Origin of the sequence: Burkholderia sp. HI2714, from assembly GCF_002223085.1 — a bacterium.
GTDB classification, from domain to species: Bacteria; Pseudomonadota; Gammaproteobacteria; order Burkholderiales; family Burkholderiaceae; genus Burkholderia; species Burkholderia lata_D.
Map to the genome: position 1 here is coordinate 102764 of NZ_NKFM01000066.1, position 22510 is coordinate 125273.

The window sequence follows — 22510 nt, forward strand, 5'->3', positions numbered from 1 at the left end:
GCAGGCAGCGAACGCGCGTGGCGCGCCGGTCGGTATCGGGCCGGCGCGTGGCGTTCACCGCGTCACGCGCGCGAGCGAGCGTCGAGTGAACCGCGCCTTCATCACGATGCATGCGCCGGCACGGACGTGTGGCACACTGCCTCGACCCGATTGCCGGCCGGGTCGACGAGAAACGCGCCGTAGTAGTCGCCGTGGTACTGCGGCCGCAAGCCGGGCTCGCCGTCGGACTGTCCGCCCGTCGCCAGGCCGGCTTCGAAAAACGCCTCCACCTGCTCGCGGCTCGCGGCCTTGAAACACCAGTGCCGCTTGCTCGCGCCGATTTCAGCGGGATCCAGATAGACCGCCAGAAACGTCGATGCGGTGTCGTTCGCACTGCAGCGTTCGCCGTAGCCGAGCGCGGTCGGCCGGTCATAGACCTTGGCTGCGCCCAGCGCGGCCATGATGGCATCGTAGAACGGGCGCGCCAGGTCGATATCCGGCACGCTGATTGAAACGTGATCCAGCAATTGCATCGCATCTCCTCCGTCGAAGGGCACACGAGTCTACCGGAGCACGGCATTTTTCATGGAAGTCCCCCTACCGGCCGTGGGCGATACGTGAACACGCGGCACCGTCGCGGGCGATCTCGTGCGTGCCGACGGGCGTAGCGGGATACTCGATGCGCCGCCGGTCGCGGTGCGTTGAGCACCCCGCGACCGGCGCGTTGCGTCACTTCATTTGCATCAACTGAATGAGGTTCCCGCACGTATCGTCGATGATCGCGACGCGCACGGGCCCGGCATCCATCGGCTCCAGCATGAAGCGCACACCGAGATCCCTGAGCCGCTCGAACTCCGCATCGAGATCGTCGACCTGGAACGATGCCGCCGGAATGCCGTCCTCGTACAGCGCCTGCTTGTAAGGCCCGACCGCGCGATGGTTGCTCGGCTCGAGCAGCAGCTCGGTGCCGTCCGGCTGGTCTTTCGACACCACCGTCAGCCAGCGATACTCGCCCACCGGCACGTTGTTCTTCAGCTTGAACCCGAGCTTGTCGGTATAGAACGTCAACGCCTCGTCCTGGTCGTCGACGAAGATACTCGTCACGTAGATTCGCATGTCAATCTCTCCTGTCGCGGCAGCCACCGCCCCGCCCCTATTCTTCGTCGAAATCGATGACAAACGCATAACCGTCGTCGATCAGCTTGCGCAGGTAGCCGTCGAAGTCGTCGGCGATCACCGCGTAGCTGTCGGGATCGTGCAGGAAACGCACGACCTGCCCGACCTTGCCGCCCGGCGCCGGCTCGAAATCGAGGTAGAGCCGGGACGTGCCGCCGTTGTTCATGCAGTGCGAGAAGCACAGCCGCCGGTTCATCGGCAGCGCGATGTCGATACGCGGGTCGACGAGTTCGCCGTCGTCGTTCGCATCGTCGCCATAGATCTGCGCGATGCTGTCGGTGTACTTCGTCGCTTCCTCGAGCATCTGCCCGGCCGACAGCAGGTAGTACGGGTATTCGTAGACGTCGGAGCCCAGCACCAGCACGTTGACCGTCGTACCGCCGTAGTCGCGCCAGTAGGTCCCGTCGAGCTTGCCGAGCAGTTCGAGCAGGCTGGCCGGGCACTGCGGATACGCGGCGCGCAACGCGTCGAGCTGCGCGGGCGTCGCGCCCGTTGCAGCGGCAAGCGCCGCGTTGTCGGTGTCGGGAAGCGCGGCGCGCAGGCCGCCGAGATAGGTGTCGACGAGGGTCATTGCGTCAGGTCCGAAGAACAGGCAAGCGCCATTCTAGCGCCCGACGCGCTGCCCCCTTTCGCGCTTGCGCGCCCTTGCTTACGTGATCTGGTACGTCGACGCCGGCACGAATTCCTCCGGCAGCGGGCGGTCGCCCAGTTCGAGCACCGACCGCTCGATCGTGCGCGTCATCGCATCGAGCGCCAGCGCATTCGGCGCGAGGCCGAACGGCTCGGCCACCTCGCTGGCGATCGCTTCAAGCGCGATCAGCGTGTACGAGATGAACACGCAGATCAGCGGCGTGAAGAACTCCGTCGAATCGACGAGGCCGAACGGCAGCAGCACGCAATAGGCGTACACGGTGCGATGCAGCAGCACGCTGTACGAGAACGGAATCGGCGTCGACAGGATGCGTTCGCAACCACCGACCGATTTGCCGACCTCGTCGAGCTGCGCCTCGAACATCCAGCAGGTCGCGTCGCTGCCGGGCGCACGGCCCAGCGCACGGACGATGCTGCCGCGCAGCTCGTCGAGGATCGCGACGGGCTTGAAGCATTTGCCGCCCAGCTCGGCCGTGCGTTCCGGGCCGAGAATGCGCTGCAGGTCCGCGGTCGGATCGGTATGACGAAGCTGATGCTTGAGCGCATAGGTGAGCGCGATCAGCAGATCGGCCAGCCGGTTGCGCTCGGCGTCGCTCACGCTGTCGGGCAGGTAGCGGTTGAACTGCGACGTCAGCGTACGCGCCGCGATCAGCAGGTTGCCCCACAGATGCCGCGCCTCCTTGAAGCGCTCGAAGCTCGCGCTGTTGCGAAACCCGAGAAAGATCGCGAGCGCGAGCCCGAACAGCGTGAACGGCGCGGTGTTGAGGGGGATCTTCTCGCCGAAGATGCGCCCGTTCGTGAAGACCGCCAGCGTGCTGACGACCGCCATGAACACGAGCTGCGGAATGATCGATTGCAGCACGGAGCCGTTCCAGACGAACAGCATCCTGAGCCAGTTTTGTTGTGGTCGGACGATCATGGTGTTTTCTCGACTGCAGGGAATGCATCAAACGCGCGCCGGCGCCCGATGCGCAACGGCCCGCGCGTGGCGGGCCGCTGTCGGGTGAAGGCCGGGCCGGGCCACGCGCTGCGCGCGATGATACGCCCGCGCCCGCCATGCCCGTCACGTCATGCGGCGTTCAGTGATAACCGATATCGCCCTCGCGCACCTTGCCGCGGAACACGCGGTACTGCATCGCGTTGTAAACGAGGATGATCGGCAGCACGATCACGGTGCCGACGAGCGCGAACAGCTGGCTCGAGTGGCTCGACGACGCGTCCCAGATCGACAGCGACGGCGGCACGATGTTCGGCCAGATGCTGATCACGAGCCCCGTGTAGCCGAGGAACACGAGCGCGAGCGTCAGCAGGAACGGCGTGGCCTCGTGCTCGCGCTTCACCGTGTGGAAGATGCCCCACACGCATGCGACGACGAGCACCGGCACCGGCAGGAACCAGCCGAGGTTGCCGCTGCCGAACCAGCGATGCGCGACGGCCGGCAGCCCGATCACGGTCCACAGGCTGACCACGCCCATCACGGCGAGCAGCACGCCCGCGAGCGGCTTCATCAGGAGGCGCATCTTGCGCTGCAGTTCGCCGTCGACCTTCAGGATCAGCCAGCCGCAGCCGAGCGTCGCATACGTGACGAGCACGCCGATCCCGCACAGCAGGCTGAACGGCGACAGCCAGTCGAACGGCCCGCCCGCGAACTGGTTGTTCTCGATCTTGATGCCCTGCAGCAGCGAACCGAGCACGATCCCCTGGCAGAACGCGGCCAGCGCCGAGCCGCCGATGAACGCGAGATCCCACATGTGTTGCGTGCGCGTGGCTTTCGCGCGCAGCTCGAACGCCGCGCCGCGGAAGATCAGCCCGACCAGCATCAGCACCAGCGGCAGGTAGTTCGCCGGCAGCAGCGTCGAATACACGACCGGGAATGCGCCGTAGAGCCCCGCGCCGCCGAGCACCAGGAACGTCTCGTTGCCGTCCCATACCGGTGCGACGGTGTCGAGCATCACCTGGCGCTCGGCCTTCGCATCGAAGAACGGAAACAGCAGGCCGATGCCGAGATCGAAGCCGTCCAGCATCACGTAGATGAATACGCCGAGGCCGATGATCGCGGCCCAAATGACAGGAAGATCGATATGCATGGTTACTCCGCCTCGGTGACGTTCAGCGGCGTGGACAGCGCGCTCTTGCGCAGCCCCGGATGCCGGTGCAGCTCGATGTAGCCGGCCTGGGCCGCCGGCCCGTGCTTCATCAGTTTCAACATGTAGTAGATCCCCGTTCCGAATACCAGGAAGTACACGACCACGAAGACCAGCAGCGACACGCCGACCTGCTGCGCGCTCAGCGGCGCAACCGAATCGATGGTGCGCAGCACGCCGTACACGGTCCACGGCTGACGCCCGACCTCGGTCGTGATCCAGCCGGCCAGCAGCGCGACGATGCCCGACGGCCCCATGCATACGACGAACCACTGGAACCAGCGCGTTTCATACAGGCGCCCGCCCTTTCTCAGCAGCAGCCCGAGCACGGCGGTCAGCAGCATCAGCATCCCGAGGCCGGCCATGATCCGGAACGTCCAGAAGATGATCGGCGAATACGGGCGGTCCTGCGGCGGGAATTCCTTCAGCCCGCGAATCTCGCCGTCCCAGCTGTGCGTGAGGATCAGGCTGCCGAGGTGCGGCACCTGGATCGCATAGCGCGTGGTTTCGGCCTGCATGTCGGGCAGCCCGACGAGGTTCAGCGCGGTGCCGCCCTTCTCGGTTTCCCACAGCCCCTCGATCGCCGCGATCTTCGCCGGCTGGTATTCGCGCGTGTTCAGCCCGTGCGCATCGCCGACGACGATCTGGATCGGCGCGAGGATCAGCAGCATCCACAGCGCCATCGAGAAGCTGCGCTTCACCGGCTCGTCGCGGCGCCCCTTGAGCAGGTGCCATGCGCCGCACGCGGCGACGATGAAGCCCGCGACGATGAACGCCGCGATCGTCATGTGCACGAGCCGGTACGGGAACGACGGGTTGAAGACGACCTTGAACCAGTCGACCGGCACGACGAGGCCGTTCTCGATCTTGTAGCCCTGCGGCGTCTGCATGAAGCTGTTCGACGCGAGGATCCAGAACGTCGAGATCAGCGTGCCGACCGCGACCATCAGCGTCGCGAAGAAGTGTGCGCGGGGGCTCACGCGCTGCCAGCCGAACAGCATCACGCCGAGGAAGCCGGCTTCGAGGAAGAACGCCGTCAGCACTTCATACGTGAGGAGCGGGCCCGTGATGTTGCCCGCGACGCGCGAGAAGCCGGCCCAGTTGGTGCCGAACTCGTACGCCATCACGACGCCGGAGACCACGCCCATCCCGAAGCCGATCGCGAAGATCTTCGACCAGAACTGGAACATGGATTTGTAGGCGGCATCGCCGGTGACGAGGTAGCGCCATTCCAGCACTGCCAGGAAGCTCGCCATACCGATGCTGATCGCGGGAAACACGATGTGGAACGACACCGTGAATGCGAATTGCAATCGGGCGAGATGGAACGCATCGAAGATTTCCATGACCGTAATTTGCTCGTGGTTGTGAGGACGTACGCTCGAAGCAGGAAATCGCGCGACGGCTTGGCGACAACACATGCGAAGACAAACGGTCACTCGCATGGCATCGAAGCGTGAATGACGATATCGCGTTTGCAACGATACTCGCAATCGTTCGAACGTGCGTTGAAACTGTGCTGCTTACGCCGCCGAAGATGTGTGCACGGAAAACACATTTCGTGCCTGCGGGATGGTCAGCTGTACTGCTTTCCGCGTTGCGGCGCTGTGCCTCCGGTGTGCCTGTCATCCCCCTTAACATCCCATGAACGCCTGCCTGAAGCGACGGCGCGCCCTCTCGGCCGCCCGCCCGGCAGCCTCCCGATTCCCCTGGTCCGGCGCCCGCGCCCGACCCGGCCGGCCCGCCGGCCGATCCGCCTGGAGCAAACCGCATGGAGTCCTGCATCCGCCGCGACGATCCGACCGGCAGCACCGCGTGTCATGTGACGCGTCACCGTGCCGGCGAAGCGCGCGACACCGTCGACCGCGTCGTCGAGGAAACGCCGGTTGCACTCGTGTTCAACGACATTGCGCACACGGTCATGATGGCGACCCCGATCGACCTCGACGTGTTCGGCCTCGGCTTCGCGCTGAGCGAAGGCATCGTTGAGCGCGCATCGGACGTTTTCGACATCGAAAGCGAATGCCGGGCCGGCAGCGCCGAAGTGCGGCTGACCGTGTCGCAGCAGGCGTTCATGGCGATGAAGGCGCACCGGCGCGCGCTGGCCGGCCGCACCGGCTGCGGCGTCTGCGGGATCGAAAGCATCGCGCAGCTCGACCTGCACCCGCCGCGCATCGCCGCCGCCGGCATGGCCGCCGGTATCGGCGCGGCGGCGATCGAACGTGCCGCGCGCGCGTTGCCGGCCCACCAGACGCTGATGCGCGAGACGGGCGGCATCCATGCGGCCGCGTGGTGCAACCGCGACGGCGACGTGCTCGACGTGTTCGAGGACGTCGGCCGCCACAACGCGCTCGACAAGCTGATCGGCCGGCTCGCGCGGCGCCGCGCCGACCTGCACGACGGCTTCGTGTTCCTGTCGAGCCGCGCAAGCTACGAACTGGTGCGCAAGGCCGCGCGGGTCGGCATCCCGATGATCGCGACGATCTCGGCGCCGACCTCGCTCGCGATCGACGTCGCCCGCGAAGCCGGCGTCAGGCTGGTCGGCTTCTGCCGCAACGACGGCTTCGTCGAGTACGTGTCGCCCGACGCCGCTCAGCCCGCTCACCCCGATCAACCAGTGCTCGCTCAAGCGCATCCGGCGCTCTCCTGATGAAACCCCTGACCGATTTCGATACCGCGCAGCAGCATTTCGCCAGTGCGTTCGCGCCGCTCGGCGCCACCACGTCCCTCCCGGTCGCGGAAGCCGCCGGCCACGTGCTGGCCGCGCCGCTCACCGCCGTGCTCGACCAGCCGCCGGCCGACCAGAGCGCGATGGACGGCTACGCCGTGCGTCACGCGGATCTCGCGCACGGCGAGCCGCTGCGCGTCGCGCAGCGCTGCTATGCGGGTGACACGCCGGCGCCGCTGGCCCCGCGCACGGCCGCGCGGATCTTCACCGGCAGCGTGATTCCGCCCGGCGCGGACACCGTCGTGATGCAGGAGCACGCACGCGAGCAGGACGGCTGGGTCGCGTTCGACGCACCGCAGCGCAGCGGCTCGCATATCCGCCGCCAGGGCGAGGAAGTGCGCGCCGGCGACCTGCTCGTGCCGGCCGGCGTGCGCATGGGCCCGATGCATGTCGGCGTCGCCGCCGCGCAGGGGTTCGCGCGCGTCGACGTGCGCCCGGCGCTGCGCGTCGGCATCCTGACCACCGGCGACGAGCTCGTCGCGTGCGGGCAGCCGCGCGCGCCTCAACAGATTTACAACAGCAATGCGCCGATGCTCGCCGCGCTGGTCTTGGGGACCGGTGCCGAGGTCGCGATGTGCCTGCATGCGGCCGACACCGCGGCCGCCGTCGATCGCGCGCTGCGCGATCTGCACGCGGGTTGCGACCTGGTGATCTGCGTCGGTGGCGCATCGGTCGGCGACAAGGATCTGCTGCGCCCCGCGCTGGACGCGCTCGGTGCGTCGTTCATCGTCGCCGGCGTGCGCATGAAGCCGGGCAAGCCGGTTGCACTCGCCCGGCTCGACACGCGGCCGGTGGTGTTGCTGCCCGGCAATCCGGGGGCCGCGATGACCGCGTTCGCGCTGTTCGTCGCGCCGCTGATCCGCCGCCTGCAGGGGCGCCACACACGCGTGCCGATCGTGCCGTCGCTGCCGATCGACGCCGACTTCGAACCGGATGCGCAGCGCGAACGCTTCGTGCGCGTGCACTGCACCGTCGGCCTCGACGGCACGCCCTCACTCGACACGCTGCGCCAGCAAGGCGCCGGCACGCTGCAATCGCTCGTGCAGGCGAGCGGGCTGGCGCGACTGCCGGCCGGGCAGCGCATCGCGTGCGGCGACGCGGTACCGTATTACGAATTCGCGCACTGGCTCGCATGAGCGCGACGCCGCTCACCCGCCCGATTCACGGCATTCGCCGCCGCGCCGGCCACGCCGGCCGCCCGGCGAACTGTATTCCTGCAATTCGGGCACGATTGTGTCCCTGCCGTGAAAACCCGGCGGACTATCCTCACGATGAGGCTCGTCACGCGCCGTGCGCCTGCCCATCCGCACACGCACGGCCGACCGGCGACGCCCCACCGCTTACTTCTTGCAGGCCGACGACCCGATCGTGAATGCCATCGTTTCCGCCGCGCCGGCCGCTGCCGCACTTTCCGGCGGCGCATCGCCCGGCGCTTTCCCCCGCACGTCCGACACGCTCGGCCGCCCGCTGCGCGACCTGCGCCTGTCCGTGATCGATCAATGCAATTTCCGCTGCGGCTACTGCATGCCGCGCGAAAGCTTCGGCGCCGACTATGCGTTCATGCCGTCGTCCGAGCGGCTGTCGTTCGCGCAACTCGAAAAGATCGCCCGTGCGTTCACGTCGCTCGGCGTCGAAAAGATCCGCATCACGGGCGGCGAGCCGCTGCTCCGCCGCAACCTCGAAGCGCTGATCGAACGCCTCGCCGCGCTGACGACCGTCGACGGCAAGCCCGTCGAGATCGCGCTGACGACCAACGGCTCGCTGCTGGCCGCGAAGGCGCGCACGCTGCGCGACGCGGGCCTGTCGCGTGTGACGGTCAGCCTCGATGCGCTCGACGACGCGGTGTTCCGCCGGATGAGCGACACCGACGTGCCCGTGTCGCGCGTGCTGGCCGGCATCGAAGCCGCGCAGGCGGCCGGGCTCGCGCCGGTCAAGGTCAACGCGGTGATCGAGCGCGGCGCGAACGACGACCAGATCCTGCCGCTCGTGCGGCACTTCCGGCATTCCGGCGTGGCCGTGCGCTTCATCGAATACATGGACGTCGGCGGCGCGAGCTTCTGGTCCGGCGACAAGGTCGTGACGGCCGCGCGGATGCGCGAACTGATCGACGAACACTATCCGCTCGTGCTCATCGGCGAACCGAGGCACGACGCGACCGCGATCCGTTGCGCGCACATCGACGGCGCGGGCGAAGTCGGCTTCATCGCGAGCGTGTCGCATCCGTTCTGCGGCACCTGCTCGCGCGCCCGCGTGTCGGCCGACGGGCAGCTCTATACGTGCCTGTTCGCGACGCAAGGCACCGACCTGCGGCCGTGGCTCGACGACGCCGCGTCGACCGCCGACCTCGCCGCCGCCGTGCGCGATCGCTGGACGCACCGCGACGACCGCTATTCCGAGCGCCGGGCCGCACGGCCTGCCCGTGTGCCGGGCAAGACCTATCCGACCGTGCGCATGTCGCTGGTCGGCGGCTGACGGGCCGCCGCGCGACCCAGGACGCACCGCCTACAGGAGAATCGTCATGACGAGCTTCACCGAATCCCGTGCCGGGCTGCCGGACGATCCGTTGCACGCGGGCAGCACCGCTCCCGACAACGCGACCGACCCGCATCCCGAACCGCCACCGTCGATTGCCGCGGGCTTCGAAGTGCGCGTGCAGTATGCGTCGATCGATGCCGGCGCCGAGCTCGCGCCGATCGTTCGCAATCCGAATGTCGGCGCGGTCGTGAATTTCCTCGGCGTCGTGCGCAACGAAGGCGACGTCGACGACGTGATCGCGCTCGAGGTCGAGCACTATCCGACGATGACCGAACAGGCGCTCTGGAGCATCGTCGAGGAAGCCAGCGCGCGCTGGCAGCTCGAAACGATCAGGATCGTGCATCGCGTCGGGCGCATTCCGCTCGGCCAGGCGGTCGTGCTGGTCGTGGTGGCCGCCGCGCATCGCGGGGCCGCGTTCGACGCATGCGAATTCCTGATGGATTTCCTGAAGACCCACGCACCGTTCTGGAAGAAGGAGATCCGCCATGACGGCGTATCCGGCTGGGTCGAGGCGAAGGCGCACGACGACCAGGCGATGCGGCGCTGGGGCTGATTGCGTTCGCTTCGTGTTTCCGATTCCGCCGCTCCGTCTAAAGACAACGCAATGAAACTGACGATCAAATACTTCGCAAGCATTCGCGAGCAACTCGATCTCGACGAGGAAATCGTCGAGATCGATGCGCGCGAACTCACCGTCGACGCGCTGCGCGACACGCTGGCCGCACGCGACGCGCGCAGCGCGGAAGCGCTGCGGATGGACCGGCCCGTGCGGGCCGCCGTGAATCTCGAGATGGTGACGGGGGGATTCGTCGTGCGGGAGGATAGCGAGGTGGCGTTTTTCCCGCCGGTGACGGGCGGCTGACATCACGACGAGCCGGAAGGAATCCGGCATGACATCGATCGCCGGTTGCAGTTCGCACGCGTTGGCGTTGCGTATCAGCCGCACGCGGCTGGCATCGCGGCCCGGCTCGACAGATAGTCGACCATCCGTTGCGCGGCCGGTTGCAGCGCATCGAAGCTCCTGAAGCAGACGACGAACCGGCGCTTCGCCCACGCATCGACCAGCGGGATCACCTTGATGCCGAACACCGGCCGATACGTGTCGGCCACTTCCATCGGCACGACACTGATCCCGAGCCCGGCCGCGACGACGCGAAACGCGGCATCGAAACCCGACACGATCACGCGATACGACACGGTCGTGCCGGCATCGGCGGCCGCGCGCTGCAGCAGCGTGTGGACGGCGGTCGTCGGCAGCAGGCCGACGTGCTCGTAGCCCAGCGTCTGCTCGAAGCTCAGCGACGGCGCGTTCGCGAGCGGATGATCGCGATGCACGGCCAGCGCCAGCCGGTCCTGCCGATATGGCCGATGCTGCAGGCCCTGAAGATCGACGTTGTCCCAGCACACGCCCACGCTCGCCGCGCCTTCGCGCAACTGCCGCACGAGTTCGGACGACAACCGCTCTTCCACGTCGACCCGGATGTTCTCGTTGGCCGGTTCGCGCATGAACGATGAAATGTCGTCGAGCAGTGCCTCCGCGATCGCCGACGCCGATGCGCAGATGCTGACGCGCCCCTTCAGCCCGCCGCCGAACGCGACGATATCGCTCGCGATGCGCTCCATCGTGAAAAGCACGCTGCGCGCGTGCTCGAGCAACGCATTGCCCGCGGCCGTCGGCTCGACGCCGCGCCGCGAGCGCGTGAGCAGCGGCACGCCGAGGTCGCTTTCGAGTTGCGCGATGCGCTTGCTGATCGCCGACGGCTCGATATGAACCGCCTCCGCCGCCCGCGCCATGTTGCGGTGATCGCACACGGCCACCAGCAGCCGCAGCGTTTTCAGGTCGATGTCGCGCATCCGCCGTCTCCAGACAATCAAGCATTCAGACATTCCATTTCGGAAACGTGACGGTTCCGAAATACCGCTTTAATGTCCATCAGGAATGTCTAAAGTTAGCACGACGCCGGTACATCGACACGGGCGAAATCAACGGAGACAAGCGACATGCGGTCGTTCCCCCAGCATGCAGTCATACGCGAAGTCGGCTTGCGCGACGGGCTGCAAAGCATCCCGCGCATTCTTCCGACGAAACACAAGATCGAGTGGATCGGCGACGCGTACGCGGCCGGTCAGCGCGAAATCGAGGTCGGATCGTTCGTGCCGGCGCGCCTGCTCCCGCAACTGGCCGATACGGCCGAACTCGTGTCGTATGCGAAGACGCTGCCCGGCCTGCGCGTGTCGGTGCTGGTGCCGAACCTCAAGGGCGCGGAACACGCGATCGACGCAGGTGCCGACCTGATGCTGGTGCCGCTCTCGGCGAGCCGCGCGCATAGCATCTCGAACCTGCGCAAGACACCCGACGAAGTCGTCGCCGAGGTGGCGCGCATCCGCGCCGCGCGCGATGCGGCCGGCTCGAAGACGCTGATCGAAGGCGGCATCGGCACCGCGTTCGGCTGCACGATCCAGGGCCGCGTCGAGCAGTCCGCGGTGCTGCGTTACCTGCATGCGTTGCTCGATGCCGGCGCCGACCGCGTGAGCCTCGCCGATACGGTCGGCTACGCGGGGCCGGCCGCCGTCGGCGAACTGTTCGGCAAGGCGCGCGCCGCCGCGGGCGAGCGCTTCTGGTGCGGCCACTTTCACGACACCCGCGGCCTCGCGCTCGCGAATGTGTACGCGGCGCTCGAAACGGGCGTCGCCCGCTTCGACGCGACGCTCGCCGGCATCGGCGGCTGTCCGCATGCGCCCGGCGCGAGCGGCAACGCGTCGAGCGAAGACCTCGCGTTCATGCTCGCCGACATGGGGATCGAAACCGGCATCGACATTGCCGCGCTGCTGACGCTGCGCGCGAAGGTCGCGTGCTGGCTGGACGGCGAAACGCTGCACGGCGCGCTGTGGCGCGCGGGCCTGCCGGCCACCCACGCCGCCGCCACCACCACCGTCTGAATCCATCATGAACCACGACACCCGACTTCCACTCGACGGCATTCGCGTCATCGAATTCACGCACATGGTCATGGGGCCGACGTGCGGGATGATCCTCGCCGATCTCGGCGCCGAAGTGATCAAGATCGAGCCGCCCGGCGGAGACAAGACGCGCAACCTGCCCGGCCTCGGCATCGGCTTCTTCCGTTCGTTCAACCGCAACAAGAAGAGCGTCGTGCTCGACCTCCATACGCCCGAAGGAAAGGCGGCCGCGGTCGAACTGATCGGCACCTGCGACGTGATGCTGGAAAATTTCCGACCCGGCCTGATGGCGACGCTCGGCCTCGACTACGACACGCTGTCGGCCCGCTACCCGGCGCTCGTCTACGTGACGCACAAGGGCTTCCTGCCCGGCCCGTACGACCGGCGCCTCGCGCTCGACGAAGTCGTGCAGATGATGGGCGGGTTGTCGTACATGACGGGGCCGGTCGGCCGGCCGCTGCGCGCCGGCACGTCGGTCAACGACATCATGGGCGGCATGTTCGGTGCGATCGGCGTGCTCGCCGCGCTGCGCGAACGCGAACGCACGGGCCGCGGGCAGGAAGTGCAGAGTGCGCTGTTCGAGAACTGCGTGTTTCTGTGCGCGCAGCACATGCAGCAGTACGCGATGACGCACGAACCGCCGCCGCCGATGCCGGCGCGCGTGTCGGCGTGGAGCGTCTACGACGTGTTCACGCTCGCGGACGGCGAACAGCTGTTCATCGGCGCGGTCAGCGACCGGCAGTTCGTCACGCTGTGCGACGTGCTCGCGTGCCCCGGGCTCGCCGCCGAACCGGAGTTCGCCACCAACGCGCAGCGGGTCGCCGTGCGGCCGCGGTTGCTCGATCGGCTCGGCGCGATCCTGAAGGACCATCGCGCCGCCGAGCTGTCGCCGAAACTCGAAGCGGCCGGCATTCCGTATGCGCCGATCGTCCGTCCCGAACAACTGCTCGACGATCCGCACCTGAAAGCGAGCGGCGGACTGGTGCCGATGCAGACCGACGACGGCCACACGACCGATGTCGTGCTGCTGCCGATCACGATGGGCGGACGACGGCCCGGCGTGCGCCAGGCGCTCGCGCGCGTCGGCGAGCACACGCAGGAAGTGCTGGCACGGCTGAAACGCCGCGCGGTCGCATGAGCGGCAGCCGATGCCGGTCCGGTAACAGTCGGCCGGCGTCGAAGCAGGCCCGGCCGCGCGCCGCCATGAATTCGGCGCCCCCTCCACATCGCGCTCGCCTATAACCGTTTTCAAGGCAGGCAGCTCGAAGAAGCATGCCGCCCGTCAGAGGATCAGGAGACAACCCATGCATCAGACCGTCACCGCGGGCGGCGCCCCGCTCGATACGCCGCAGGTATGCGCCGGCATCCGCGCCGGCGCGGACATCTCCGCGCGCATGGACCGGCTGCCGATCACCCGGCACCAGTGGATGCTCGTGCTGCTGATTTCCCTCGGCGGCTTCTTCGAAGTCTACGACCTGATCTTTACCGGCTATATCGCGCCGGGCATGGCCAAAAGCGGCCTGTTGCAAACCACCACGCAGGCATTCTTCGGCTTCACCGGCATCGCCGCCTTCATCGCGGCGACCTTCGCGGGGCTGTTCGTCGGCACGTTCGGCTTCGGCTGGATGCCGGACCGCTACGGGCGCCGCGCCGTCTTCACGTACTCGCTGCTGTGGTACTCGATCGGGTCGGCCATCATGGCATTCCAGACGACGCCCGAAGGCGTGCTGCTGTGGCGCTTCATCACCGGCATCGGCGTCGGGCTGGAGATCGTCACGATCGACACCTACGTGACCGAACTCGTCCCGCAGCAGATGCGCGGCCGCGCGATCGCGTTCAACCAGGTGGTGATGTTCGCCGCAGCACCGGTCGCGGCGATCCTGTCGTGGTGGCTCGTTCCCGCGACGGTGTTCGGGCTCGACGGCTGGCGCATCGTGGTGCTGGCCGGCTCGGCCGGCGCCGTGATCGTCTGGTTCATCCGCCGCGCGGTGCCCGAAAGCCCGCGATGGCTGGCCGCACACGGCGATGCCGAACGAAGCGAGCGGATCGTGAGCCGGATGGAAGCGATCGCCGAGCGCGAGTCGGGCATGCCGCTGCCGCCGCCCGCACCGGCGAGCGAAGCGCCCGAAGTACCCCGCGCGGCGTTCGCGGCATTGTGGCGCGCACCCTATCGCGCCCGCCTGCTGATGCTCGTCGCGTTCAACTTCTGCCAGGCCATCGGCTATTACGGATTCGCGAACTGGGTGCCGACACTGTTGATCGGCCAGGGCATCACCGTCACGAAGAGCCTGCTGTATGCGTTCGTCATCGCGTTCGCGATGCCGGCCGGGCCGCTGCTCGCGATGCGCTATGCAGACCGGATCCAGCGCAAGCACCTGATCGTCGGCGGTGCGCTGGCCGTGATCGTCTGCGGGCTCGCGTTCGCGCAGGTCAGGACCGTCGTGCCGCTCATCGTGCTCGGCGTGCTAATCAGCTTCGCCGGGCAGACGATCTCGGTCGCGTATCACGCATACCAGTGCGAGCTGTTCCCGACCGAGGTGCGCTCCCGCGCGAGCGGCATCGCATATTCGGCCAGCCGCGCCGGCGCGATGATGTCGGGCTTCATCATCGCCGCGCTGCTGAAGGATTTCGGCGTGCCCGGCGTGTTCACCGGGATCACCGTGTTCATGCTCGTCGTGGTCGTCGTCATCGGCGCGTTCGGCCCGAGAACCAATGGCGTGCGGCTCGAGGAGCTCAATCGCTGACGCCTGGCGCCGTCCGGGTTACGCCGGACGGCGCCAGGCAAGAACGCCCCCTTCTACCGCATGCACGCCGCCGTAAGCTTGCCGACCGTGATCACCGCCTGCTCGATCTCCGGCGACCACGGGCTGCTGTAGTTCAGCCGGATGAAATTCCGGTAGCTGTCCGTGATCGAGAACATGTAGCCGGGCCCGATCGTGATCCCCTGCTCCAGCGCGAGCTGGTACAGCCGCATCGCATCGATCTGCGCAGGCAGTTCGACCCACAGCACGTATCCGCCCGCCGGGCTCGAGATGCGCGTGCCCTCCGGAAAGAACCGCGACACCATCGCGCGCATCAGGTTCGCCTGCTGCGCATACGCCTTGCGCAGACGCCGCAGGTGATGCTCGTAGCCGTCGCGTTCGAGAAACTCCGCGATCGCGAGTTGCGGCAACGACGGCGTCGCAAGCGTGTTCAGGAATTTCAGCTTCTCGACCTGGTCACGATAGCGGCCCGGCAGCGCCCAGCCAATCCGGTACGCGGCCGTCAGGCTCTTCGAGAACGACGAGCAGTGCAGCACGATCCCGCTGCGGTCATACGACTTCAGCGAACTCGGATGCGCATCGCCGAAATACAGCTCGTTGTACACGCCGTTCTCGATCAGCGGCATCCCGGTCTTCGTCGCGAACTCGACCAGCTCGCGCTTGCGTTCGTCCGGCATCTGGAAGCCGAGCGGGTTCTGGAAATTCGGCATCACCATGCATGCGGCGATCGGCTGCGACTTCGCGATCGCGGCCAGCGCTGCAATGTCGATTCCGTACTCCGGATGCGTCGCGACCTCGATCGCCTTCATCCCCATCCGCTCGATCGCGTGCAACATCGCATAGAACGTCGGCGATTCCACTGCAATCGTGTCGCCCGGTTTTGCAACGGCCTGCAGGCACAGGTTCATCGCCTCCGTCGCGCCGACCGTCACGATGATCTCGTTCGGGTCCACCGACATCCCGTTTTCCAGGTAGCGGCGTGCAATCTGCCGGATCAGCCGCGGATGGCCGGGCGGCAAACCGTCCGTCACGCCCCACAGCGACTTGTCGCGGCCGGCCGCATACGCATAGCGGTTCAGCTTCTCGAACGGAAACAGGCTCGGGTCCGGATACGGCGAGCCGAGCGGCACCGCGTCGTCCGTGCCGATCGAGCGCAGTGTCGACAGCACGAGCCGGCTCACGTCGACCGACGACGAGATCGCGATCGGCTTCGACGGCCGCAGCTCGCGCACCGGCGCATGGCTGTCGTCGCGCCGCAGGTTCACGAAATAGCCTGACTGCGGGCGGCTTTCGAGCAGCCCGCGGCTTTCCAGCAGCAGATACGCGTGCAGCACGGTCGTGATGCTGATCCGGTGTTGCTGGCTCGCCTGCCGCACCGACGGAATCCGGTCGCCGTGCCGGTACACGCCCTGGCGGATCAGGCGCTCGATGTCGTCCGCGAGTTTTTCATAGAGTTTCATCGCGTGCCTCCCGCCGGCCCGCGCAGCCGTGCTGCCCTGCCGTTTGCGTCCGACACGCCGGTGTTTCGCCCGCCGGCCGGGCCGTCGTGATTCCTGATCTTTCCCTCCGGTTTTGCCTTTTCCATCGCACTGGCTCTCTCTTGAAGATGCGCCGACAGGGTTCCGGGACGACTGGATCTGCGGCACTGTGCACTTGATGATGGAATCTTAAGAGCAGAACAGTTGGCGGCGAGTACACACATCGATCGCGCGAACAAGAGTACAGTTCGGCGCGCATCGCTCACGGCGGGAAAACTGTACGTCTTAAGAATGGGCCGCGATGGCGGCGAATCGCGCGAAGCGACGCCGGACGGAGGGCGTGGCTTTCAGGGAAGGGCGACAACGGACCTCAAATGCACCGTGCGCCCGCGGGATGATCGGTACGCGTTGCCGACCATTCGTAAGTAAAAACTGTTCGGTCTAACAGTTTTTCTCTCGACATCGTCATGAATGAGACAAAACTCGTCGATCGCACGGTTTTCGCTTGAATTCTTCCATCGAGACGCAATACTGTTTGACCTCACAGTTTTTATCCTGCCGCGCCGACAACGGTGGCGGGGCTCAACCATGCGATACACGATCGAACAGGCATCCGACATCGGCGGCGTGATCCGCGCCGCGCGGAAAGTACAGCAACTGCGCCAGGACGACGCGGCCGGCAGCGTCGGCGTCAGCGAGTCGTTCATGGTCAAGGCCGAGCGCGGCGCGGACACCATCCAGTGGGGCAAGGTGTTCCAGATCCTGCAGGGGCTCGGCGTGCAGGTCGTCGTCGACATCCCCGACGCCAGCAACGAACTGCTCGAGCGCCAGTCGGCCCGCGCGAGCCATCGGGCCGATGTCCGCGCGCGGCGCGCGGCCGAGCGCCTGCTGTTGCGCACGGAGGCAACCACGGACACCACCCCGCCGCCCCCTGCGCGCGTGCTCGCGGCCGCGCGGCTCGTGCTGTCGCCCGGCGAGGCAGCCGGTTCGGGAGCGGACGGCACGCGCCGCCCTCGCCCCAGGACGACCGCTGCCGGCCGCGAAGCCGCCGCGCGCGCGGCCGAGATCGCGCGCCGCGTGCTGACAGCCGCCGGCGAAGCCGTGCCTGAGCGCCCGCGCGCCACCGGCGAGGAGGCGCCGCATGACTGAGCGCACTCTCATCGCCGCAATCGACGGCCAGCCGATCGGCACGCTGCGCGATGGTCGAGCAGCTGCGACCGTGCTGACGCCAGACACCACCCAAGCCGATCCGATGCCGCCACGCAAGGGCCGCCCAACATCATGACCGAATCCCTCCACCCGCCCCTCGTCGACCAGCTCGTCGCGCGGCTGACCGGCACCGCCGACCACCCGCGCTTCACCGGCGCGCCGCTCGACCTGTCGACGCTCGACGCGCACGCGCTCGGCGCGGTGTGGCCGGCACTGCGTCGTGTCGAGGAACGGGTCGCGCAGCACGACTACGCGTACGACGATCCGCGCGCCACATTCGCGCGCGGGCTGCGCGCGCAGATCGACGCACTCGATCTCGCGCCGCTCGTCGACGCCGAAGCCGCGCTCGAACTGTTCCGCGACATTCCGGCCGGCGCGTGGCAGCGCGCGTTACAGGAACTGTCGTGTCTCGACGCGCTGCCCGCGCCCGCCCTGCAGGCCGAACTCGTGCGCATCCTCGACGAACCGCAGAACGACGGCCTGCAAAGACTCTCCGTGTACGGGAAATATGCCCTCCACGCGTTCGCCGGCCGGCGGGACATCACGGCCTTGCGCGACGAGTATGCGCAGTCGAATGCCGATTCACCGGCGCGCGTGCGCGAACTCGACGTGCTGCCGGAACTCGGGCCGGCCGCGCTGCTCGCGCTGGCCGCGACGAACGACGGGTATTTCGCGCCGAAGCGGCTGTGGTTCAACGCCGACGATCCGGCCGTCACGCTCGCGGAAGAGCCCGCTTACGTCGACTTCGCGCGCGACACGCTGACCGAAGCCGCGCGGCACGTCGCCGCGATTCACGCGGGCGAAGTCCCCTATCAGGCCGATCGTGCGTTCACGACCGACGACGCGCAGGTCGTCGCGCGCGCGGCGCGCGTCGCGGCCTATCGCGACGCGCCGTGGCTACCTGCGCTGATCGGGCCGCTGCTGACCGGCGTGTGCGTCGCGCCGACCGCCGCGAAAACCGCACCGTCGCAATCGCTCGCGATCGCGCTCGGCCATGCGGTCGAGACGATCCCGACACCCGAGAGCCTGCGTGCGCTGCGCGATGCGCTGGCCACCGTGCGTCACGCGGGCGTGCAAAAGAAGCTCGCGCGCAACCTGAAGCCCGCCGAACGCGCGCTCGGCGAGCGGCCGCACACCGCGCTGCGCATGACGCTCGACGCGAAACCCGACAAGAAGCAGCTCACGATGCTCGCCACCTGCATGGAAGCGGGTTTCTGGCAGGCGATGACGCTGGGCCATGCCGAATGGCGCGAGCGCCTCGTCGATGCGCCGGCCGGCGCCGCGTTCTCGACCCGCATGATCTGGCAGGCACGCGCGCGCGACGGCGCAACGGTGTCGTTCATCCCCGAGATCGCGAACGGCATGATCGTGCTGCGCGATGCCACCGGCGCGGCGTGCGAACTCGACGCCGACAGCGAGATCCGGCTCTGGCATCCGCTGCTGGCCGATGCGGACGAGCGGCTCGCGTGGCAGCGCGCGATCGTCGGCCGTGCGATCCGGCAGCCCGTTCGGCAGGCGTTCCGCGAGTTCTACGTACCGGCCGACGAAGACGTCGCGACCAGTCATTCCACGATGTTCGAAGGTCATGTCCTCGCGAGCCGCCCGCTGCTCGGCGTCGCGCGCCGCGAAGGCTGGTCGATCCGCGCGTACGACGACGGCCTGGCACGCGAGTTCGGCGACGTGCGCGCGACCTTCAGCGTCGCCGCGCGGCTCTTTCCCGGCACCGACGGCCAGGGCACGTCGGGCCGGCTGCACGTCGAACGCAGGCACGAGCGGCGCTGGGTGGCCGCGCCGATCGGTGAAATCGATCCCGTCGTGTTCTCGGAGGTGGCGCGCGCGGTCGACCTGCTCGTCAGCGTCGCCGCCTTCGCGCTCGACGATGAAGCGACGCGCGCGGCGGACGCGCTGGCGGACCCGGTGCGCCAGCGCGTCGCGCGGAACGAGCGCGAGCAGCGCCTGCACCGGCTGTCCGACCTGCCGCTCGGCGCGATGGCACGGCATCGCAAGCAGGTGCTCGCGCTCGTGTTCGCCGAACCGATCGAGCAAGGCCGGATGACGATCGACGATCGCCATGTGTGGGTCGGCGCGTGGTCGGTGCATTGCGCGACCGGGCGCGTGACGCGCGACGGCGAACCCGTCGAATCCGCGATCGAACCGCCGCCGTCGCCGCTGCGCGCGGTGCCGTGGCTGCCTTACGACGAAGCGCTGCTGCAGCGGATCGTCGATGTGGTCGCGGGGTTGCTGGGCTAAACCGGAAAATGAATAGAGCTATCGAGCTTCATTTCTCGACGCGGATAATACGATCAACGCGTTTCCGGTAGCCCTATTCATTCGGCCTATATCGGTCGGGCGGCTGTGATAACGTTTTGCTTTCGCTTTCTTTGCGCGCCGTCACGACATGCCTGCCTACGTCAAACCCAGATGGTTACGGGATCTGCTGCGTTTCCTCCCGTTGAAAAGCCAGTTCGTGCTATCGGGAAACGTCCGCGATTTACAGGCCTGTGAAGTTGCCCCCGACGTGGTGACGGCGCAGTCGCTGGTCAATACACTCGGCGACAATCTCCGCGAGGCGGGTTATGCGCAGCTCGTCGTCTGGAATCCGGTTTCAGGCTTCACGGTACCCGACAGCCGGGTATCGCCCACGGAGCCTGCCGATGAAACCCTGCGGCGTCTTGGCCTGACACCGGTCGATGGCACGGCGCCGGGCGGCATCGATGTACTCACCGCATGCGTTGAACGCCTGGTCGCGCTGCCCGGGCCGCCGATTGCCCTCGTCGTCGATTTTGCTTCCCGACTGGCGATTCGCGCCGAAACGCTGAACCCCGCCGAGCACACGCTGTTCACGCGCGCACTGGTGCTGGCGCATATGGCGGCCCCCCGCCCCGCGGGAGAACTGCGACGCCCGTTTTTCAATACGGTGATCTGGATCGTCGACAAGGAAGGCGATCTGCCGGACTGGTTGCTGATCGACAATCCGCGCATCCGGCATATTCCCGTGTCGAAACCCGACAGTGCCGCCCGTCGCGCGTTGGCCGGTGCATTGCTGCGCGGCGTACCCGGTGCCCAGGCCGCTACGCCGGATCATCTTGCCGACGCCGCATCCGCGTTCGTCGACGGGTCCGAGGGATTGCTGCTCGCCGACATGAATGCGATCGCCACGCTCGCCCGCGTCGAGCAGGTGCCCCTCGATAAGATTGCCGACGCGGTGCGGCGTTATAAAGTGGGCGTCACCGAGGATCCGTGGCAGCAAATCGATCGCGACAAGATCCGTCACGCCGACGCGTTCATTCGCCGCCGGGTCAAAGGGCAAGCGCACGCAGTCACGCACATGCTCGACCTCGTCAAGCGCGCCATGACGGGCGTGGGCTCTCAGCGCAAAGGCAACCGGCCGCGCGGTGTCGCCTTCCTCGCCGGCCCGACCGGCGTCGGGAAAACCGAACTCGCCAAGACGATCACGAGCCTGCTGTTCGGTGACGAAAGCGCCTACATCCGCTTCGACATGTCGGAATTCAGCGCGGAACACGCCGACCAGCGGCTCATCGGCGCGCCGCCCGGCTATGTCGGCTACGACGTCGGCGGAGAATTGACGAATGCGATTCGCGAACGCCCGTTCAGCGTGGTGCTCTTCGACGAAATCGAAAAAGCGCATCCGCGCATTCTCGACAAGTTTCTGCAAATCCTCGATGACGGCGTGCTGACGTCAGGGCGCGGCGACCGCGTGTATTTTTCCGAAGCGTTGATCGTTTTCACGTCGAATCTCGGCATTTACCGCCAGGACGAATCGGGTCAGCGCGTCGCGAATATCCAGCCGGGGAACGACTTCGCGGACATCCAGAAAAAGGTACTCGGGGAAATCCAGCAGCATTTCAAGCTGGTCCTGAACCGGCCTGAAATCCTGAACCGCATCGGCGAAAACATCATCGTCTTCGACTTCATCCGCGACGATGTCGCGACGGAGATCTTCGAGCAGATGGTGCGCGCGGTGCTCGACGACGTCGCGTCCCAGGGGATCGCCGTCGACCTGGACGCCCGTTCCAGGATCGCGCTCCAGGCGCAATGCCTCGGCGATCTGTCCAACGGCGGCCGCGGCATCCGAAACCAGATCGAAGCGCATCTGCTCAACCCGCTGGCACGCGGCCTGTTCGATCAGGACGCGGCCGCCGGCGATCGATTCGTCATCTCGGGCATCGACTCGGGTTCGTTCCAGTTGCAAAAGCAGTAGGCCATGGACATCCGTGTTTCGCGCCTGCACTTTCCCGTGACGACGCTCGGGCCGGGGCAACGGATCGGCATCTGGTTTCAGGGTTGCACGATCCGATGCCCGGGCTGCATTTCGATGGATACCTGGGCGCACGCCGGGGGCGAAACCACCGTCGATGCCCTGTTGGCGCAGGTCCGAACCTGGCTGCCCGACGCCACCGGCATCACGATCTCGGGCGGCGAGCCGTTCGATCAGCCCGATGCGCTGATTGCACTCCTGCATGGCCTGCGGCAGCTGTCGGCAGGCGACATCCTCGTCTACAGCGGCCACCCGCTCGACTCCCTGGCCGATACGCTGGCACGCGCCGACGGCCTGATCGATGCGCTGATCTCCGATCCGTTCGACATCGACGCGCCGCAGACACGCGCGCTGCGCGGCAGCGACAACCAGCGGCTGCATTGCCTGACGGCACTCGGCCACGCGCGTTTTGCGCAGTACGAACAAGCGCCACGGCACAGCGGCAAGGCCCTGGACGTCATGTTCGACGAGGACGGTAGCGTCTGGTTCGCGGGGATACCGGGCCGGGACGATTTTCATCGATTGAGAGACCTGTTGACCGATCAGGGGCATCACGTCCGGATCAGTGCCGACAAGGCGAGAAACAGATAAGACAGGAAATGTCAGCC

21 protein-coding genes are annotated in these 22510 nt (G+C 67.2%); 13 read left to right on the plus strand and 8 right to left on the minus strand.

The window, feature by feature from the left end; all coding sequences use genetic code 11:
- Positions 1 to 101 precede the first annotated feature (101 nt).
- The 6 genes from CFB82_RS36565 to CFB82_RS36590 all read right to left on the minus strand — a co-directional run bounded on the left by CFB82_RS36565 (position 102) and on the right by CFB82_RS36590 (position 5296).
- Positions 102 to 512, minus strand: a complete 411-nt coding sequence (locus tag CFB82_RS36565) for a VOC family protein (RefSeq protein ID WP_089487215.1) — start codon at positions 510 to 512, stop codon at positions 102 to 104.
- 196 nt (positions 513 to 708) lie between these two features.
- The gene (locus CFB82_RS36570; RefSeq protein WP_089487216.1) at positions 709 to 1095 is read right to left on the minus strand and encodes a VOC family protein; all 387 of its coding nucleotides are present in this window, start codon (positions 1093 to 1095) and stop codon (positions 709 to 711) included.
- A gap of 37 nt (positions 1096 to 1132) precedes the next feature.
- Complete coding sequence (locus tag CFB82_RS36575) at positions 1133 to 1726, minus strand: SMI1/KNR4 family protein (RefSeq protein WP_089487217.1); 594 nt, start codon at positions 1724 to 1726, stop codon at positions 1133 to 1135.
- 78 nt (positions 1727 to 1804) lie between these two features.
- On the minus strand, positions 1805 to 2725 hold the full coding sequence (locus CFB82_RS36580) for a bestrophin family protein (RefSeq protein ID WP_089487218.1): 921 nt from the start codon (positions 2723 to 2725) through the stop codon (positions 1805 to 1807).
- 160 nt (positions 2726 to 2885) lie between these two features.
- Entirely contained in the window at positions 2886 to 3893 is a 1008-nt protein-coding gene (cydB, locus tag CFB82_RS36585) for a cytochrome d ubiquinol oxidase subunit II (protein ID WP_089433623.1), read from the minus strand.
- Between the two features lie 2 nt (positions 3894 to 3895).
- A complete protein-coding gene (locus CFB82_RS36590; protein ID WP_089487219.1) occupies positions 3896 to 5296 on the minus strand; it encodes a cytochrome ubiquinol oxidase subunit I in 1401 nt (466 codons plus the stop codon).
- 425 nt (positions 5297 to 5721) lie between these two features.
- On the opposite strand from CFB82_RS36590, the gene fdhD reads away from it, so the two are divergent.
- From fdhD to moaD, 5 genes are all read left to right on the plus strand, one after another.
- A complete protein-coding gene (gene fdhD, locus CFB82_RS36595) occupies positions 5722 to 6600 on the plus strand; it encodes a formate dehydrogenase accessory sulfurtransferase FdhD (protein ID WP_089487220.1) in 879 nt (292 codons plus the stop codon).
- Positions 6600 to 7814 carry a molybdopterin molybdotransferase MoeA gene (locus CFB82_RS36600; protein WP_089487221.1) on the plus strand — a complete coding sequence of 405 codons (1215 nt, stop codon included), beginning with the start codon at positions 6600 to 6602 and terminating at the stop codon, positions 7812 to 7814. The genes fdhD and CFB82_RS36600 overlap by 1 nt, the downstream gene beginning before the upstream one ends.
- Positions 7815 to 8025: 211 nt before the next feature.
- On the plus strand, positions 8026 to 9150 hold the full coding sequence (moaA, locus tag CFB82_RS36610) for a GTP 3',8-cyclase MoaA (protein WP_089487222.1): 1125 nt from the start codon (positions 8026 to 8028) through the stop codon (positions 9148 to 9150).
- Between the two features lie 46 nt (positions 9151 to 9196).
- Positions 9197 to 9766: a molybdenum cofactor biosynthesis protein MoaE gene (locus CFB82_RS36615; protein WP_089487223.1), complete on the plus strand. Its 570-nt coding sequence runs from the start codon at positions 9197 to 9199 to the stop codon at positions 9764 to 9766.
- Positions 9767 to 9817: 51 nt separating this feature from the next.
- On the plus strand, positions 9818 to 10075 hold the full coding sequence (moaD, locus tag CFB82_RS36620) for a molybdopterin converting factor subunit 1 (RefSeq protein WP_069249441.1): 258 nt from the start codon (positions 9818 to 9820) through the stop codon (positions 10073 to 10075).
- A 74-nt stretch (positions 10076 to 10149) separates the two neighbouring features.
- Here the strand turns inward: moaD and CFB82_RS36625 are convergent, their stop codons facing one another.
- Positions 10150 to 11067, minus strand: coding sequence for a LysR family transcriptional regulator (locus CFB82_RS36625; protein ID WP_089487224.1), 918 nt, complete (start codon positions 11065 to 11067; stop codon positions 10150 to 10152).
- A gap of 147 nt (positions 11068 to 11214) precedes the next feature.
- On the opposite strand from CFB82_RS36625, the gene CFB82_RS36630 reads away from it, so the two are divergent.
- From CFB82_RS36630 to CFB82_RS36640, 3 genes are all read left to right on the plus strand, one after another.
- Entirely contained in the window at positions 11215 to 12153 is a 939-nt protein-coding gene (locus CFB82_RS36630) for a hydroxymethylglutaryl-CoA lyase (RefSeq protein WP_089487225.1), read from the plus strand.
- A gap of 7 nt (positions 12154 to 12160) precedes the next feature.
- Positions 12161 to 13312, plus strand: coding sequence for a CaiB/BaiF CoA transferase family protein (locus CFB82_RS36635; RefSeq protein ID WP_089449400.1), 1152 nt, complete (start codon positions 12161 to 12163; stop codon positions 13310 to 13312).
- 166 nt (positions 13313 to 13478) lie between these two features.
- Complete coding sequence (locus CFB82_RS36640) at positions 13479 to 14918, plus strand: MFS transporter (protein ID WP_089487226.1); 1440 nt, start codon at positions 13479 to 13481, stop codon at positions 14916 to 14918.
- Positions 14919 to 14971: 53 nt separating this feature from the next.
- Here CFB82_RS36640 and CFB82_RS36645 read toward each other — a convergent pair whose 3' ends face one another.
- On the minus strand, positions 14972 to 16396 hold the full coding sequence (locus CFB82_RS36645; protein ID WP_089487227.1) for an aminotransferase-like domain-containing protein: 1425 nt from the start codon (positions 16394 to 16396) through the stop codon (positions 14972 to 14974).
- 606 nt (positions 16397 to 17002) lie between these two features.
- On the opposite strand from CFB82_RS36645, the gene CFB82_RS44645 reads away from it, so the two are divergent.
- The 5 genes from CFB82_RS44645 (at position 17003) to CFB82_RS36665 (ending at position 22493) form a co-directional block, all read left to right on the plus strand.
- Entirely contained in the window at positions 17003 to 17563 is a 561-nt protein-coding gene (locus CFB82_RS44645; protein ID WP_089487228.1) for a helix-turn-helix domain-containing protein, read from the plus strand.
- Entirely contained in the window at positions 17556 to 17699 is a 144-nt protein-coding gene (locus tag CFB82_RS43515; RefSeq protein ID WP_179255503.1) for a hypothetical protein, read from the plus strand. The genes CFB82_RS44645 and CFB82_RS43515 overlap by 8 nt, the downstream gene beginning before the upstream one ends.
- The gene (locus CFB82_RS36655) at positions 17696 to 19873 is read left to right on the plus strand and encodes a DUF4132 domain-containing protein (RefSeq protein WP_089487229.1); all 2178 of its coding nucleotides are present in this window, start codon (positions 17696 to 17698) and stop codon (positions 19871 to 19873) included. Before CFB82_RS43515 ends, CFB82_RS36655 begins: the two co-directional genes overlap by 4 nt.
- 148 nt (positions 19874 to 20021) lie before the next feature.
- The gene (locus tag CFB82_RS36660) at positions 20022 to 21845 is read left to right on the plus strand and encodes an AAA family ATPase (protein WP_089487230.1); all 1824 of its coding nucleotides are present in this window, start codon (positions 20022 to 20024) and stop codon (positions 21843 to 21845) included.
- 3 nt (positions 21846 to 21848) lie between these two features.
- A complete protein-coding gene (locus tag CFB82_RS36665; RefSeq protein WP_089487231.1) occupies positions 21849 to 22493 on the plus strand; it encodes a 4Fe-4S single cluster domain-containing protein in 645 nt (214 codons plus the stop codon).
- The last annotated feature ends 17 nt before the right edge of the window (positions 22494 to 22510 follow it).

Excerpts from the sequence above, each read along its gene's own strand:
- CFB82_RS44645 (WP_089487228.1), top strand. The coding sequence starts at position 17,003 with ATGCGATACACGATCGAACAGGCATCCGACATCGGCGGCGTGATCCGC.
- CFB82_RS36660 (WP_089487230.1), top strand. The coding sequence starts at position 20,022 with ATGCCTGCCTACGTCAAACCCAGATGGTTACGGGATCTGCTGCGTTTC.
- CFB82_RS36590 (WP_089487219.1), bottom strand. The coding sequence starts at position 5,296 with ATGGAAATCTTCGATGCGTTCCATCTCGCCCGATTGCAATTCGCATTC.
- CFB82_RS36565 (WP_089487215.1), bottom strand. The coding sequence starts at position 512 with ATGCAATTGCTGGATCACGTTTCAATCAGCGTGCCGGATATCGACCTG.
- CFB82_RS36630 (WP_089487225.1), top strand. The coding sequence starts at position 11,215 with ATGCGGTCGTTCCCCCAGCATGCAGTCATACGCGAAGTCGGCTTGCGC.
- moaD (WP_069249441.1), top strand. The coding sequence starts at position 9,818 with ATGAAACTGACGATCAAATACTTCGCAAGCATTCGCGAGCAACTCGAT.
- CFB82_RS36580 (WP_089487218.1), bottom strand. The coding sequence starts at position 2,725 with ATGATCGTCCGACCACAACAAAACTGGCTCAGGATGCTGTTCGTCTGG.
- CFB82_RS36665 (WP_089487231.1), top strand. The coding sequence starts at position 21,849 with ATGGACATCCGTGTTTCGCGCCTGCACTTTCCCGTGACGACGCTCGGG.
- CFB82_RS43515 (WP_179255503.1), top strand. The coding sequence starts at position 17,556 with ATGACTGAGCGCACTCTCATCGCCGCAATCGACGGCCAGCCGATCGGC.
- CFB82_RS36570 (WP_089487216.1), bottom strand. The coding sequence starts at position 1,095 with ATGCGAATCTACGTGACGAGTATCTTCGTCGACGACCAGGACGAGGCG.
- CFB82_RS36640 (WP_089487226.1), top strand. The coding sequence starts at position 13,479 with ATGCATCAGACCGTCACCGCGGGCGGCGCCCCGCTCGATACGCCGCAG.
- fdhD (WP_089487220.1), top strand. The coding sequence starts at position 5,722 with ATGGAGTCCTGCATCCGCCGCGACGATCCGACCGGCAGCACCGCGTGT.
- CFB82_RS36600 (WP_089487221.1), top strand. The coding sequence starts at position 6,600 with ATGAAACCCCTGACCGATTTCGATACCGCGCAGCAGCATTTCGCCAGT.
- CFB82_RS36615 (WP_089487223.1), top strand. The coding sequence starts at position 9,197 with ATGACGAGCTTCACCGAATCCCGTGCCGGGCTGCCGGACGATCCGTTG.
- CFB82_RS36575 (WP_089487217.1), bottom strand. The coding sequence starts at position 1,726 with ATGACCCTCGTCGACACCTATCTCGGCGGCCTGCGCGCCGCGCTTCCC.
- CFB82_RS36635 (WP_089449400.1), top strand. The coding sequence starts at position 12,161 with ATGAACCACGACACCCGACTTCCACTCGACGGCATTCGCGTCATCGAA.
- CFB82_RS36625 (WP_089487224.1), bottom strand. The coding sequence starts at position 11,067 with ATGCGCGACATCGACCTGAAAACGCTGCGGCTGCTGGTGGCCGTGTGC.
- CFB82_RS36645 (WP_089487227.1), bottom strand. The coding sequence starts at position 16,396 with ATGAAACTCTATGAAAAACTCGCGGACGACATCGAGCGCCTGATCCGC.
- cydB (WP_089433623.1), bottom strand. The coding sequence starts at position 3,893 with ATGCATATCGATCTTCCTGTCATTTGGGCCGCGATCATCGGCCTCGGC.
- CFB82_RS36655 (WP_089487229.1), top strand. The coding sequence starts at position 17,696 with ATGACCGAATCCCTCCACCCGCCCCTCGTCGACCAGCTCGTCGCGCGG.